The 14,131-nt window shown below is 35.4% G+C and carries 13 protein-coding genes; 4 read left to right on the top strand and 9 right to left on the bottom strand.

Features of this window, described 5'->3' with window-relative positions; all coding sequences use genetic code 11:
• Positions 1-66: 66 nt before the first annotated feature.
• Together ACU8DI_RS11615 and ACU8DI_RS11610 are read right to left on the bottom strand one after the other, a co-directional pair.
• Positions 67-609 (bottom strand): T9SS type B sorting domain-containing protein, encoded by a 543-nt coding sequence (locus ACU8DI_RS11615; RefSeq protein ID WP_447112951.1) that lies wholly within the window; start codon positions 607-609, stop codon positions 67-69.
• Between the two features lie 54 nt (positions 610-663).
• The gene (locus ACU8DI_RS11610; protein WP_447112950.1) at positions 664-3,687 is read right to left on the bottom strand and encodes a tetratricopeptide repeat protein; all 3,024 of its coding nucleotides are present in this window, start codon (positions 3,685-3,687) and stop codon (positions 664-666) included.
• A gap of 229 nt (positions 3,688-3,916) precedes the next feature.
• Between ACU8DI_RS11610 and ACU8DI_RS11605 the strand changes: the two genes are divergently transcribed.
• Positions 3,917-4,603 carry a cell division ATP-binding protein FtsE gene (locus ACU8DI_RS11605; RefSeq protein ID WP_447112949.1) on the top strand — a complete coding sequence of 229 codons (687 nt, stop codon included), beginning with the start codon at positions 3,917-3,919 and terminating at the stop codon, positions 4,601-4,603.
• On the opposite strand, the gene ACU8DI_RS11600 is transcribed toward ACU8DI_RS11605, so the two are convergent.
• Genes ACU8DI_RS11600 through ACU8DI_RS11590 form a run of 3 tightly spaced genes read right to left on the bottom strand, consistent with a single transcriptional unit; the run spans position 4,600 to position 7,659 of the window.
• Positions 4,600-5,541 carry a hypothetical protein gene (locus ACU8DI_RS11600; protein WP_447112948.1) on the bottom strand — a complete coding sequence of 314 codons (942 nt, stop codon included), beginning with the start codon at positions 5,539-5,541 and terminating at the stop codon, positions 4,600-4,602. The two genes, ACU8DI_RS11605 and ACU8DI_RS11600, sit on opposite strands and share 4 nt — an antisense overlap.
• On the bottom strand, positions 5,534-5,980 hold the full coding sequence (locus ACU8DI_RS11595; protein WP_447112947.1) for a hypothetical protein: 447 nt from the start codon (positions 5,978-5,980) through the stop codon (positions 5,534-5,536). Before ACU8DI_RS11595 ends, ACU8DI_RS11600 begins: the two co-directional genes overlap by 8 nt.
• Before the next feature lie 50 nt (positions 5,981-6,030).
• Positions 6,031-7,659, bottom strand: a complete 1,629-nt coding sequence (locus ACU8DI_RS11590) for a right-handed parallel beta-helix repeat-containing protein (protein ID WP_447112946.1) — start codon at positions 7,657-7,659, stop codon at positions 6,031-6,033.
• 104 nt (positions 7,660-7,763) lie between these two features.
• Here ACU8DI_RS11590 and ACU8DI_RS11585 point away from each other — a divergent pair, with 104 nt between their 5' ends.
• Both ACU8DI_RS11585 and ACU8DI_RS11580 read left to right on the top strand, forming a co-directional pair.
• Positions 7,764-8,654 carry a glycosyltransferase family 2 protein gene (locus ACU8DI_RS11585; protein WP_447112945.1) on the top strand — a complete coding sequence of 297 codons (891 nt, stop codon included), beginning with the start codon at positions 7,764-7,766 and terminating at the stop codon, positions 8,652-8,654.
• Positions 8,651-9,574 carry a glycosyltransferase family 2 protein gene (locus ACU8DI_RS11580; RefSeq protein ID WP_447112944.1) on the top strand — a complete coding sequence of 308 codons (924 nt, stop codon included), beginning with the start codon at positions 8,651-8,653 and terminating at the stop codon, positions 9,572-9,574. Before ACU8DI_RS11585 ends, ACU8DI_RS11580 begins: the two co-directional genes overlap by 4 nt.
• On the opposite strand, the gene ACU8DI_RS11575 is transcribed toward ACU8DI_RS11580, so the two are convergent.
• The gene (locus ACU8DI_RS11575) at positions 9,559-9,966 is read right to left on the bottom strand and encodes a sugar 3,4-ketoisomerase (RefSeq protein WP_447112943.1); all 408 of its coding nucleotides are present in this window, start codon (positions 9,964-9,966) and stop codon (positions 9,559-9,561) included. The genes ACU8DI_RS11580 and ACU8DI_RS11575 overlap by 16 nt on opposite strands.
• Positions 9,959-11,062: a glycosyltransferase gene (locus ACU8DI_RS11570; RefSeq protein ID WP_447112942.1), complete on the bottom strand. Its 1,104-nt coding sequence runs from the start codon at positions 11,060-11,062 to the stop codon at positions 9,959-9,961. The genes ACU8DI_RS11575 and ACU8DI_RS11570 overlap by 8 nt, the downstream gene beginning before the upstream one ends.
• A 52-nt stretch (positions 11,063-11,114) precedes the next feature.
• Between ACU8DI_RS11570 and ACU8DI_RS11565 the strand changes: the two genes are divergently transcribed.
• A complete protein-coding gene (locus tag ACU8DI_RS11565; protein ID WP_447112941.1) occupies positions 11,115-12,254 on the top strand; it encodes a glycosyltransferase in 1,140 nt (379 codons plus the stop codon).
• On the opposite strand, the gene ACU8DI_RS11560 is transcribed toward ACU8DI_RS11565, so the two are convergent.
• Both ACU8DI_RS11560 and ACU8DI_RS11555 read right to left on the bottom strand, forming a co-directional pair.
• Positions 12,251-12,817: an acyltransferase gene (locus tag ACU8DI_RS11560; RefSeq protein WP_447112940.1), complete on the bottom strand. Its 567-nt coding sequence runs from the start codon at positions 12,815-12,817 to the stop codon at positions 12,251-12,253. The two genes, ACU8DI_RS11565 and ACU8DI_RS11560, sit on opposite strands and share 4 nt — an antisense overlap.
• A 5-nt stretch (positions 12,818-12,822) precedes the next feature.
• Positions 12,823-14,124, bottom strand: a complete 1,302-nt coding sequence (locus ACU8DI_RS11555) for an O-antigen translocase (protein ID WP_447112939.1) — start codon at positions 14,122-14,124, stop codon at positions 12,823-12,825.
• Positions 14,125-14,131 lie beyond the last annotated feature (7 nt).

Here is a 14,131-nt window from a genome sequence, read left to right as displayed (position 1 = left end):
AATTTTAAGTTTTCAAAATTCTTTGGCTGCGTTCAGACATAAGAATTTGCAGGAATACATTTATTTTTAATTAGGTGGAAAAGCAATGATTGGATCAAATTCAGTACCTAAATTACAACCTTCAAAATTTGGTGCTTCATCAATCCATGTATACACACAAAATGATCCAGATTTTCGATAGGTTTCTTCGTTTTCTATAACTAGCTTATATCTATACGTTCCATTGGGAATCCCGCTAGCACCATTATCTTCATCTTGTGGATAACCAGGAAAAAAATCCGTTCCATTCACGTAATTTGTAGATTGAAAAATCTGTTCATTGTCAGCATCGTAAATCGTAACTGAATGATTGGGATACAATTCAATATTTCGTATCGAAAATAGATCATTAATACCGTCGCCATTTTGTGTTACAATCGTATATACTTCAATTTCTCCAGCAGTTTGATCTAAATTATCGATATTTGGTCCAAATACGGGCTCTGTTGAGCAACACCCTTCATAGATATTCTGTGGTAGATCTTCTTCCCTATTATTGTCATCGTTTCCACAAGAAACTATCATGAACCATAATCCTATGGCTATTAAAAATTTTATTTGTTTAAACATCACTATTCTTTTTTTTGATGACTTAAATATGTGGCGAGCAACTTTGAACAAGTCTTAGTTCTTATCAGATTGAATAGACGAATTGGTCTTAGCTTCTTCTGCCTTAATTCTATTGAGTTCCGTTGTTGCTTCTGCAACGACATCGTCAAATTCAGAAAAGTTACTGATAACACTTTCTAAAATATACGTAGCCTGAAACGCATCTCCTAAAGCATCGTAATTTTTTGCCATGACCACTAATCCTTTTGCGCTATAGTATTTATAACTGCTGTAATCCCTCGCTAATTTTTGAACCGTTGTATTGGACGATTCGAATTGACCTTCCTCATGTTTGAAATAAGCATTATAAAACAAGGCTTCAGCAGCAAGTGCTCCCGTGGCAATTTTTTCGACCTGTGCATAAGCCGATTTCGCCTTAGGCATGTCACCAGTTTTAATTGCAGAACGCGCGATAATAATTTGTGCATCACTCTTGATTTTATTATCTATTTTTGAATTCTGAAGTGCCTTTTCAGCATAATTTACAGCTTCAGCATAATTTTCTTTTTGATAGTAAGCCTGCATCAAATTGGATTGTGCATAAGTGATATTCTGCGGATAATCAGCTTCGTTCTCCAATCGTTTCAACAATGGAATAGCCTTGTCCCAATTAGAATTATTAAGATAAATTTCTGATAATTTTACAACAGCTTGTTCTGTAAATTCTCCTTTTTGTTTGGAGACTACATACTCATAATGTGGCCTTGCATTTTCTGGCAACTGTTTTTTTGAATAGAGCTCTGCCAAATAAAAATGAGACTTTAACGCATGAATCCCATTTGGAAACTCATTGATGTATTTATTGAATTGACGAATCGCATTATCCGTATTATTTTCTAAATACTGCTTTTCCGCGGCCAAATAAGCTGTATTATCCAACTCTGCATCGGTCACATCAACATAATCCAATGTTTTTACCCATGCGGCATATTCATCAACTCGGCCTAAATCAATATATATGAGGCGTGCTGTTGATACTGCTTGATTTGCTTCATCTGTTGCCGGAAAATCACGAGCGACTTTTTTAAATTTACTCAAGGCAAGTTCATTATCATTATCGTTATAATACGCCAAACCTTGACGCAACAAAGCTTTCGGAATAAACACACTATTAGGGTATTCTGAATTCAAAGTATTATACAAGTTCATGGCCTTCTGTATGTCATTAGCTTTAACATAGGAGTTAGCAAGTTCATACATCGCATCATCCCGTAAAGACGATCTCGGAAATCCAGAAATAAAGGATTCTAGACCTTGGATCTTTTGTGATCCTTGACCGATATAACCATAACTCATCGTTTTTTGAAAAAAAGCATAATCACTTTCAATCTCATTGAGCGCAATGGCTTTATCATATGCCGCAATAGCTTGCGTATAATTACTGGTGACAAAATGACCATCACCCAGTCTCAAATAGGCATCATTCAATCGTAATTTATCGTCTTTATGATCGTCTATAAAAGCTTGAAAATTGGATGTCGCTTGACCATAATCCTTCAATTTGAAGTAGGTATACGCGATGTTATAATCAATATTGTCAATTTCATCCAATTGTCTAGCTTCATCAGACTGCTTAAATTGCTTAAACCCAATCAAAGCATCATTATAATTGTTGAGATGGTAATCACTTTCTGCCTTCCAAAACGTCGCACGCGCTGTAAAAAGCGGTACTTTCGCTTCATCTATAGAGGCATCAAATAGTGTGCTTGCTTCGTTGTAGTTTCCTTCATTGTACAACTCAATACCTCTAAAGAAAGCTACTTTTTGATAGGCCACCCGATTTTCAAAACTCTTTTTATTGTCTAACAGCTTTATCGCTTCCTTGTAATTTTTTGAGGTGATATAAGAATCAATGAGTAAGGTTTCAATTTCGTCTTTATAACTCGTATCCGGATATTTTTCTAAGTAACTGGTTAAAACTTGTGGAACCGACTGATAAGGATTTCCAATATCGTAGCTAATTTTTGCATAATTTAACCATGCATCTTCCTGGATTTTTAAATCGTAATCCATTTGAGACGCATTTCTGAAGGCATTCAAGGCTTCTGTTTTTTTATCTAGATTGATGTAACTTTCACCCAAATGATAGTAGGCATTCTGTGCCACTGCATTATCACCACCGATGATTCTATTAAATTCAGAAATCGCACTATCATAATCACTTTGCTTATAGTAGGCGTAGCCTAACTGGTAATAATCGACATTGTTCCATTTTCCTCGCTTTCCTTTATAGGCTTTTAAATAAGGGATGGCTTCTGCATATTGCTCGAGATTAAAATAACTTTCTCCTATGATTTTTGACAGTTCCGATTTTTCTTGCGGACTACTTTGATCTACCTGCTCCTTTGCCAATTTGATAGCCTCTTCAAATTTCCCTAATTTAAAATTGAGGTCAGCTTGGTAATAAGACAACTTTTCTTTGTATTTCTCTTGGTCACTTACTTGATCAAAATAGGTATTTGCTTTATCATAATCATCACCTTCATATGCCATAAATCCTATGTAATACTTAGCCTGAGAACCGTATTCTTTTGAGGTCACCACCCGATTCAGATACTTATTGGCTCCTGTTTCATCTCCTGTTGAATACAAGGTGTAACCATAATTAAAATTGAATTTATCACGCTCTGATCGTCCAATGCTATTTTCATCAACTTGATCATACCATTTTCTAGCATACGCATATTTGCCATTCACGAAATAATAATCAGCCACATCTAAAAAGGCCGTATTTCGCTTGGTACTAGTAGGATAGTCTTCTACAAATTCTTGGATCAAATCGTCTGCATTTTGCTGATTCAACCTGACCGCACAATTCGCAATATAGTAAGCGCAATCTGATTCTAAAGTTTCATTCGGTGCGTCATCCTTTAGTGTTTCAAACAAGGATTGAGCTGCTTGATATTGTTTATTATTATAAAGCGTCAGGGCTTTTTGATAAGCCACCAAATCATTGGTATAAGCTGCAGATTGCTGTGCATGACTATTGGAAGCAAACCATAGGAAGCACAGCAAAAAACGTATATTTCTGAAAGTCATTAAATTCATTTTTAATTGATGTCAAAGATAATTTATCTCCCTTCTATAACGCAAGAATCGTGCTATAATTATACACCACTTATTAAAAGCTCATCATTTCAAGGGTTAAGAGAATCACCTACCAGTGAACAAGCGTAAATCAGTTAATTTTTCAGAATTTAAATTGGTCAGTATTGGTAGTTGGTGGTTTTTATAATACATTTACATCGCTTATTAATACCACTTACAAATGAATTCTGAAACTGTTTTACAACTCAAAAATGCCTCTATTTATCAAGGAGATAGTATGGTGCTATCTGATGTGAATTTTGAAATGAAGAAAGGTGATTTTGTCTATCTGATAGGGAAAACCGGGAGTGGTAAAAGTAGTTTTATGAAAACACTATATGGTGATCTTCAACTTACGGAAGGCGAAGGTCATATTGTGGATTACGATTTACGTACATTGAAGGAAAAAGATATTCCTTTTTTAAGACGGAAACTCGGTATTGTGTTTCAAGACTTTAAGTTACTTCCTGATAGAACCATCAATGGAAATCTAGAATTTGTATTGAAAGCTACTGGCTGGAAAGAGAAAGATAAAATCAAGGAACGTATAGAAACGGTTTTGGATAAAGTGGCGATGAAAACCAAAGGGTTTAAATTTCCACATGAATTGTCTGGTGGTGAACAACAAAGAATCGCCATTGCTAGAGCGCTACTTAATGATCCTGAACTGATTTTAGCCGATGAGCCCACTGGTAATTTGGACCCACAAACAAGTATAGAGGTAATGGAAGTTTTAAGAGATATCAACAAAAACGGAAACACCATTTTAATGGCAACTCATGACTATGCCTTGCTTTTGAAATACCCAAGTAAAACATTGAAATGCGATGAAAACAAGGTATTTGAAGTTGTTCAACGTAAGTCTTAAAACCGTTTTCTAGACCTGAAGTAAGCAAACCCATCTAGTATTGGTAAACTTTTGATGGTATCCTTTATGGACGTCGATTTATTGAATGGTGACAGTACCAATAAAAACACCAGTACCAAAACAGCGACATAGTTATTCACATCCATAACCAACGCCAATCCAGCATGCATAGCTATAATGGCTAAGCCCCAGATTTTATACAAATTTGGTTTAAAAAATAGCGCTATTGAAAACAACTCAAGATATATAACGACGATATATAAGATCCAACCAATGATGTAATGTTCCATCAGCCATTCTCCCAAAAATGTCATGGGTTTTAATTCAAATTGGGCAATCAAAATATTTCGAAAAGATAAAGGAGAGAATAGGCTTACTTGCTCTGTAAAGTATTCAATAATTCCCCAAAATAATTTCCAAAATCCAGTTAAACTATAGGCAACCAACAAAAAGAATTTAGCACTCAAATACATTAAAATCGTCTTTTCCTTAAAATGTTTACGCCCTTCATTTGGTATCAACGCAAAGCAAAACAATGGAATGAGCAAAAAATGTAAGCCATGATTAATCTTACCAAAAGAACTTATTAAAGCGGCAAAGAGAAAATAATTCAAGAAAACATAGATCCTCATAAACTGCGTGTTCTTAATTGTAACAACGAGTACACTGAGAATTAAACTTATTTGAAGCATATAGGAAACAGCCAATAAATGTGCTTGCTCAAGAAAGAATACTGGCCATAACGGCTCTACAAGATTGGAGCTAGCTAAGGCATTAATATTAAACAAATGAATAAATATAGGCATCAATAAAATGGGATAGAAAAAAGACATGATTGTCTTAATACCATCGTATAACACACCTTTGTGTTTTTCAAATACGGACGTTTTACCAATAACGAATCGCCAAAATATATGATCTTTCAATAATTCATTCAAAATAATAATCGCCGTTTTTAAAGAGTAATATTTTTTTAGTGACTTGACTCGATTTGTAATCTTCTAGACTCAAATCTGCTGAAAGCTCATAAAGTTCAAAATCAGAATTTTCCGGAAGCACATGGAATAATTGGTGATCTTTAAAATCAGTTTTTGATGTTACAGTTTTAAAAAAATCCTGAACTATTAAATTAAGATCTACAGCATTAACATGATGATAGTCCCACAAGTTCCTAACATCTTGAGCCTCTTGAAATGTAGAATCACCTACACGTGTCACCATAATATAAGCTTGACTCATGGTATTAGGTGTCTTAGAATAAAGCGACCATCTAAAAAAAGGAAAATATTCCTTGTGAGACGAAGTAAATCTACCGATAAACGCAATACCTAGATAAACGATGGTCCAAAAAACAATAAAGTTTTTGTAAAATTTCATGAGGTGAATAATCAGTCATGTAAATATAACCAATCACTTGGAAACTCCTACTAAAATCGGAACCAACTAAAAAAGCGTTTCAACAAATTACGTTGCTTCTGAGAAGGTATTTCCTTAGGCGCTTCATCATCAAATTCAACAACAAAGACACCAAAATTAGACAAGGTCTTTTTTGCTTTCGGACTGAATTTCGGTTGGGCATAGGCAGTCAAAGCCATTGGGATTGCTACTTTGTAATTGGCTGGAAGCTTTCCTGAAACCAAAATGTCTCTCGGATTTTCAACGTCGTAAATCTTAAATGCGTGTCCGGGTTTTAAATGGGTTCCTGAAAAATCTACACTGACCATATCACCTTCCTTATCGAATATGGCCACATTGAATTTATTAGGATGATCACGATAGGGATGCAATGCCAATACCGGATTAAGATCAAACGATGTTATTGGTGACGACGTGCTATTTTGATCAATATTAAAAGTCGATGTCCAAGATTCAAATTCATGATCTTTATCACCTATAATGCGATAAGGTGGTCGCGGGTAGTTCACAAAATAATGGTTGTGGTTGAAATTCCAATCTTCAGCATACTCTAAAGTCTGAAGTCCAAAATGCACATAACCTGTGAATACCGTGTTATTCGAAAAGGTCAATGATTTCGCATGTAAAATCCGTAGTGTATTCGATCGACCCAAAATGATATTATCACTAACCGTCACATTCTCAATAGGCGCATTCTTATTAAAACCTAAGGTTAAAGAAGGGGCTTCTCTCGCCAATTCTTTGGTTGTAAAATTGGCATTATGATACATAACATTATTCAGAATCTTAATATCTCTGGCAATATTTATACCGTTCCTATCTGCCGTACCAACAATGATATTATCCCGATGAAATCCAGACGACAACCCATTATTAAACAAGATATTATCTTGAATAGTTATATGCTTTACAAATTCAAAAGTCGCTCTTTTACCAGCAGACCACACTTCAATACCTTTGTAATAATTACCAAAAATAATATTGTTCTTAATCAGCTTTGTAAGGTCTGTTTTATTCTGTACATAAATACCTTCTCCCAAACCTTTTCCATTTTTACCGAGATACCCATTATTAAAAATGATGCAGTTTTCGATAATGGATCCGCCTGCATCCTTCCATGAGCCAAAACCTAAACCTGGTATGTCATGAATTTTTAAATTGAGGAACCTACTGTGCTCTCCATTGAGGTGTTGGACACCTGTACATGCTTTGAATTTGCTGTCTTTTTCATTTCTCGAATAAGATCCCAAAAACGTAATTTCAAAATTTTTAAAAATAACTTGTTTACTTCTCACATCCAGTACCACATTCCGTTGAGAGTCCACATTACCATTCAGCGTGACTTTATCATTTTTAAAAGCAGATACCGTAATAAATTCATTGGCTCTTGTGCTTTGTAATGTTGATAGATAACGACCGTTATAAACGCCTTCATGCAACCAAATAGTATCACCAGAATTGACAACATCTGTGTTTTGAGTCAAGGCCGTTTGCAAATCCCACGGACGATCTAAAGAACCATCACCAGAGGCGCTTCCTGGCGTTGATGGGTCTGTCTTAGGGAAGACATGAAAAACCTCTTGGGCAGGCAGTTGACAACCCCAAAGAATTACAATGACATATAGGAATACTTGTCTCATAGGTACTTGAATTCAATTACTGTACCAAAATAGGCATCTAAATTGAAAAAGAAGCGTTTTGCTCTGATATAAAAAGTGTATTTTTGAATCCTAAGATGTAAGGCATGCTATCGGTACTTATACCCGTTTATAACTATGATATTCGTTTGCTGGTGACTACCATTCACGAGCAATTAACTGATTCTCATATGTCTTTTGAGATATGCTGCATAGACGATAATTCTGATAAAAATATTAGCTCCTTAAATTCTGAAATATCACAACTCAAATTCACCCATTATTATATATCTGAAGTTAATAATGGACGAGTAGCCACACGAAAATCATTGGCAAGCAAAGCACAATACGACTGGATTTTGTTTTTAGATGCTGACGTCCTTCCGAAGTCTGATTCCTTTATCAAAAATTACATCACCTATCTAAAATCTGACTATGACGCTGTTTACGGAGGGTTTGCCTATCAGTCTGAACCTCCAAAAGCCAATCAAATGCTACGATGGTCTTATGGCAAATCTAAAGAGCAAGTACCTGCTAAAAACAGGAACAAAACACCTTATAAGGTCGTTATTTCAGCCAATTACCTCATTAAAAAAAGCGTATTTAATATCATTACATCCCAAGTTTCCAAAAGGAGTTATGGCTACGATAATTATTTTGGAGCAGCTCTTAAAACCAACAATTATGCGGTCCACCATATTGATAATGAAGTCTATCATTTTGGTCTGGAATCCAGTAAAGATTACCTCTACAAAGTGAGACAGTCTATAGAAACGTTGCTACACATTCAATCCGACACCAGTTTAAAAGCCAATGACAATAGCTTATTAAAGCTATTCAAGCTGATAAAAACATGCCGAATCAACTACTTATTATCAGTCATGTATCCTAGATTGAAAGCGCCAATAACCAAAAATTTGTTAGGGAAACACCCAAGCATTATGCTACTTCAATGCTATAAATTAAGTTACATTTGTTATAAAGATCTCAACCCATGAAGCCTTTCTTTTCAGTTGTCATTTCGGTTTATAACAAAGAAAAATTCATTGTTCAGACTCTGGAATCTGTATTAGCGCAAACATTCACTGATTTTGAGATTATCATGGTGAATGACGGTTCAACAGATAACAGTTTGAAACTGATACAGAATTTTCAGGATGCGAGACTTACAATCATTGACCAACAGAATAGTGGTGCCTCGGTAGCCAGAAACAATGGTATGGCCGCCGCAAAAGGTGTATTCATTGCCCTGTTGGACGGTGATGATATTTGGGATCCAGATTTTCTGAAATACATCCACGAAGCAACCGTAGTACATCCTGACAAATGTGTGTTTACAACGGCATTGGCACATTTGTATGACGGAAAGATCATTCCTGTATCTTATAGTTTTAAAAGTGATGCAGACACGTTGGTGTTAGACTATTTTAAGTCCAGTCAGCAACACACCGTTCTTTCCGGTTCCACAGCGGTATTCAAAAAGGAAATTCTCCAAACCACTGGTGTATTCGACCCTCAAATAGCATCCGGTCAGGATACTGATTTTTGGATCCGAATAGGCTTGCACTATCCCATTGTTTTCATCAATAAAATATTGGTGTTTTATGTATATAATCGCGAGAGTCTATCCAATACCACAACAAATCTCAGTCTTAAACCAAAATTTGACAAGTATTACGAACAAGAAAACACCAATAAATACCTCAAATTATTTCTTGATCGCAACCGATTTTCTTTAGCGATTTTAAGCAAATTAAATGATGATACGGCGTCTTATAACTTTTATAGAAATGCGCTATCGAAAAAAAACTTATCCCTAAAACATCAGATCTTAATCGATGCCCCAAAATGGCTCTTAAAAATACTGTTGAAGATAAAGTCTGCTAGTGGTAAAAAAGCATATCATGTGGCTTCGTAATCCAAAAACTCCTGATAGTCTCTGATGTAATCGTTTTCATCAAATTCGTCAGAAGCCAATACCAAACAAACAGATCCTGCCGAAAAATTTTCTAATTCTCTCCAAATACCTGTGGGAATTAGCAAACCTTTATCGGGTTTGTTAAGCATGACTTTTTGTTTGCTATGACCATCGTCTAAAAGCACTTCAAAACTGCCGCTTACTGCAATGAGAAGTTCCGATTGCAATTTATGTGCGTGACCACCTCTGTAAGCATCACTCGGTACATCAAACAAGTAATACACGCGTTTAATCGTATAGGGAATACAATCTTTTTCAATGACTGCTAAATGACCTCTTGGGTCTTTAATTTTTGGAATATCAATCCATGATATGTGCTCTAACTTATTCATTCTTCAATAATTTTTCCCATTTCTCGGAAATTTCCTGTTTTGAAAATTGTGCCACCGATTGGACTGCACGTAATTTAAACCCTTCATATAAGGCTGCTTCTTGAAACATTCGTTTCATGGCATCAGCGAAAATGGCTGGTTTTCTTTCAGTAACCAATAAACCATTGACTTTATTGTCTATGATTTCATTTGGACCTGAAATGATATCCAAAGATACCACAGGTACTCCTAACGACAATGCTTCTAACAAAACCATTGGAAAACCTTCGTAATTACTTGTTAAAGTGACAAACTTACTATTGTAAACATAGGCAAAGGGGTTAGGTGTTAACGGATGAAACAGGATAAACTCACTAGCGGCTTTTGAAGCTGCGTATGTTGCCAACATGTTTTGATCTTTACCATCTCCTAATATGACCAGATAAACGGCATTATGCCATAACTCGGACTTGTCAAATGCATCCATCAAAAATTTAAAATCTTTAATGCTGTCATCAATTCTACCATAAGATAAAATGTAGGTTTTATCACCCAAACTCTCAGGCTTTGACAAATCATAATTTTTCCATTGAGGATCATAAGCATTGTAAATTGTCGTTGCATTATCAATGCCATTCGCCTTTAAAATATCCGTTTCTATATATCTTGAAACCGCTACATTACAATAATTACTACCAAAAATGTTTTTGAATTTATGAGGTGCCTTTTTGACTATCAAATCTTGTTTTGAGCTATGCAACACATAGATTGTTTTCATACCACGATAGATATAATTTCTGTAAAAAACTTCTCTAAGGTAGTCGTTTTTAGGTCGGTGATCAATGATATAATCGAACTGATGAGACTTCAAATATTTTCGAAGCTTCTTAAACCTCGACACTCTGAAAGGTAAGGCGTTACCTGAGGTATTTTTAATCTGTCCCAAATTAAACAAAGTACCAGAAAACGGATAATTTATGATATCCGACAACAGGACAAGATGCACATCAAACCCTTTTTCTGTAAGCATATCGGTAAGCATAGCCATAGAGCGCTCAGCACCACCCTTAGCCAAGGAAATTCCAACAATACATATTTTCATTGTGGCATCTGTCAATTTATCATATTTTTGATAAGAACAATTTTATGGTTGTAAATATATAGTATTTGTGAGGATTTTATTAATTGGTGAGTTTAGTAGATTACATAATTCTTTAAAGGAAGGTCTCGAGCAATTAGGACACGAAGTCGTTATCATTGGTGATGGTGATGGGTTCAAAGACTATCCTGTAGATATCAAACTCAAGCATCAATTTGTAAAAGGGCCTTTAAACATCCTCAGAAAAATGTTGCATCGTTTCTTCGGAATTGATCTCAAGTCCTTATCGATACAACGTCAGTTTAATGCCCAAAAGCCGAACTTAAAAGGCTATGATATCGTTCAGTTAATCAATGAAAAGGCGTTCAATACCATTCCTAAAATTGAAGAGCAACTCCTCAAATTTATTTTCGAAAATAACGACAAGGTCTTTCTACTATCGTGTGGCTGTGATTTTCCAAGCGTCGATTTCGCCATGAAAAAAAAGTTCAAATATTCCATTTTGACTCCTTATTTCAATGGAAAAATTTCAAAAAAAGACTTTTATCCAGTACTCATGTATTTACAGGAGGCGCAAAAATCACTGCACCAATTTATCTACAGTCGCATCAATGGTGTGATTGCATCAGACATGGATTATCATTTGCCTTTGGAAGGTCATTCGAAGTATCTCGGACTTATTCCAAACCCGGTTAATACAGACATCATACACTATATTACTCCAGTCAAGACAGACAAAATAATTATTTTTCATGGTATCAATAGTGCCCATTATTTTAAAAAAGGAAATGATTTATTTGAAAAAGCCTTACTAAAAATTGAAGAGGAGTTTAAGCATCAGGTAGAAATTATCACCACCACAGATATTCCTTACGATGCATACATCGAATTATACAATCGCGCCCACATTGTGATGGATCAAGTATATGCTTATGATCAAGGTTACAACGCTTTAGAAGCTATGGCTAAAGGAAAAGTTGTATTTACAGGTGCGGAACAAGAATGGTTAGATTTTTATGACTTGGAACCCAATAGTGTCGCCATTAATGCAGAACCCGATGTATCAAAAATCGTGGAACAGTTGGCATGGCTCATTACCAATCCCGATGCTATCGACACCATCTCAAAGCAGGCACGTGCCTTTATTGAAAAAGAGCATGATTATATTAAAATTGCCAAGACCTATGTGGCTAAATGGACGGAGAATTAATCTAACTTCTTTAGAATTACTGCTGGATTTCCTCCTATTATTACATTCGCTGGAAAGGATTTTGTCACCATCGCACCAGAAGCAACTACCGAATTTTCACCAATAACAACTCCTTTAAGAATGGTGACGTTATTTCCAATAAACACATTGTTTTCAATAATAACAACTTCGGGATTGGGATCTGTCTGCTGTCTGTTATCAGGATGCAAGTCATGGAAGTTACTATCAATAATCTGACAATTATAACCAATAAGCACATGGTCTTTGATCTGAATAGACTTCTCCGCGGTTATAGACAACATGTTATTAAAACTGACGTGATTTCCAATCAGTATCTCAGAGTGTTCATGTCGTGCTTCTATGTAAGCATAAGACGAATGAAAATGCGGTGCATTGATCACGCCAATTTGAACGTCTTGACCAAATTGAATGCTCCCTTTTCCTCTTAAAACAACAGGCTGTATGGCTTTATAAGATCCGTTAGTTCTGGAATTATTGGAATACAAACTAAAAACAAGCTTTTTAGTTCCCATAAACAACCTACCTATTACACGTTTCATCATTGTCATTAAATGCTATTTGTTAGTTTACCAAAGAGAGGTTTCCTGAAAACAATCAACAAGATAGTAAAATGAATGAGATATGATACAAAATGTGCTTTAACAACACCAACCAATCCATAAGTATCAATAAAGAAAATACTCGTTAAGAATAAGGTCACAATGGCCAATAATTCCACAGCAATATAGTGTTTCACCATTTTTTTTGCCAAGAATTGGTAAGATAAAACGAGTGACAATACTTTAATAAAATCTCCTAAAAGCTGCCATAAAAACAAATCCGACATTGGTAGAAATCCCTCATCAAATATGATAGTTACAATCCACTTCCTCAACACATATATAAGAACCAATCCACAAAAAAACAATGGCACAATGGTTTTGTAGAATCCAATAACTTCTTTTCTAAATCCGCCATCTGTATGTATTCCTGAAAACTTGGGCAGTATATAAAGGGTTATCAACGAGGTAGCAAACATGAGGTAATAACTTGAAATACGTTGCATCGCTACCCAAAATCCGGCCATATCATCACCATAGCCGTCAATTAAATAATTCCGAATATACAAAGTCACTATTGGCAACACGGTTGCTGAAAATAGTGCCATTATGGTAAAGGCACCTAAGTTCTTCACATGCTTAAAACTGATATGGTGAAAGGAAATTAATTTAAAATAACGCCAAACATCAGATAGACTCAACATGGTAATGATGAACAGCACTATTTCAATGACCAGAATAGCGATTAATGCGCCCTTCAATTCCATTTTCCAAATTAAAATAGCACTTAAAATCACACCAATGATTTGCGAGATGATAGTGATGCGAAGAATCCGCTTAAACTTAGACAAACCATTCATCACGGAAAACACAAACGTTTTTAGCGCAAATAATGGAAGGATTAAAGCCAGAAGTTTGATGATATACACATAATTATTAGTTCGTGTAAAAACGGCATCATTAATGGCTTGTGCGTTAAAAAAAACATAGAAGGCCATCAACAATGCGGCACCCGAAATAAAATAAAATACGGTTGATAAAGACTTGCTTAATTCTATGGTATTGTCTTTTAATTCGGCGACATATTTCACAATACCATTACCAAGACCAAGCGTAGAAAAGGCCTTACCAGAATTAATAATATCATGGAGATTCCCAATGTAAGCCATACCGGATGGCCCTACAAAAATCGCTAAAAGCTTTGAGGTGATTAATCCTGATAAAATTCTTAATACAACAGAAACAGAATTGAGACTCGCCACCTTGAGAAGTGGATTGTTTACAAAAAAGTGTGTGAGTCGCTGTTTCATTATAGCA

This window comes from Psychroserpens sp. BH13MA-6 (assembly GCF_052983595.1).
The sequence above is the reverse complement of the archived record's forward strand: the minus strand, read 5'-3'. Positions and strand labels throughout refer to the sequence as shown.

Bases quoted from the DNA above. Each gene is read 5' to 3' on its own strand.
- ACU8DI_RS11615 (WP_447112951.1), bottom strand. From the start codon at position 609: ATGTTTAAACAAATAAAATTTTTAATAGCCATAGGATTATGGTTCATG.
- ACU8DI_RS11610 (WP_447112950.1), bottom strand. From the start codon at position 3,687: ATGACTTTCAGAAATATACGTTTTTTGCTGTGCTTCCTATGGTTTGCT.
- ACU8DI_RS11605 (WP_447112949.1), top strand. From the start codon at position 3,917: ATGAATTCTGAAACTGTTTTACAACTCAAAAATGCCTCTATTTATCAA.
- ACU8DI_RS11595 (WP_447112947.1), bottom strand. From the start codon at position 5,980: ATGAAATTTTACAAAAACTTTATTGTTTTTTGGACCATCGTTTATCTA.
- ACU8DI_RS11590 (WP_447112946.1), bottom strand. From the start codon at position 7,659: ATGAGACAAGTATTCCTATATGTCATTGTAATTCTTTGGGGTTGTCAA.
- ACU8DI_RS11585 (WP_447112945.1), top strand. From the start codon at position 7,764: ATGCTATCGGTACTTATACCCGTTTATAACTATGATATTCGTTTGCTG.
- ACU8DI_RS11580 (WP_447112944.1), top strand. From the start codon at position 8,651: ATGAAGCCTTTCTTTTCAGTTGTCATTTCGGTTTATAACAAAGAAAAA.
- ACU8DI_RS11575 (WP_447112943.1), bottom strand. From the start codon at position 9,966: ATGAATAAGTTAGAGCACATATCATGGATTGATATTCCAAAAATTAAA.
- ACU8DI_RS11560 (WP_447112940.1), bottom strand. From the start codon at position 12,817: ATGATGAAACGTGTAATAGGTAGGTTGTTTATGGGAACTAAAAAGCTT.
- ACU8DI_RS11555 (WP_447112939.1), bottom strand. From the start codon at position 14,124: ATGAAACAGCGACTCACACACTTTTTTGTAAACAATCCACTTCTCAAG.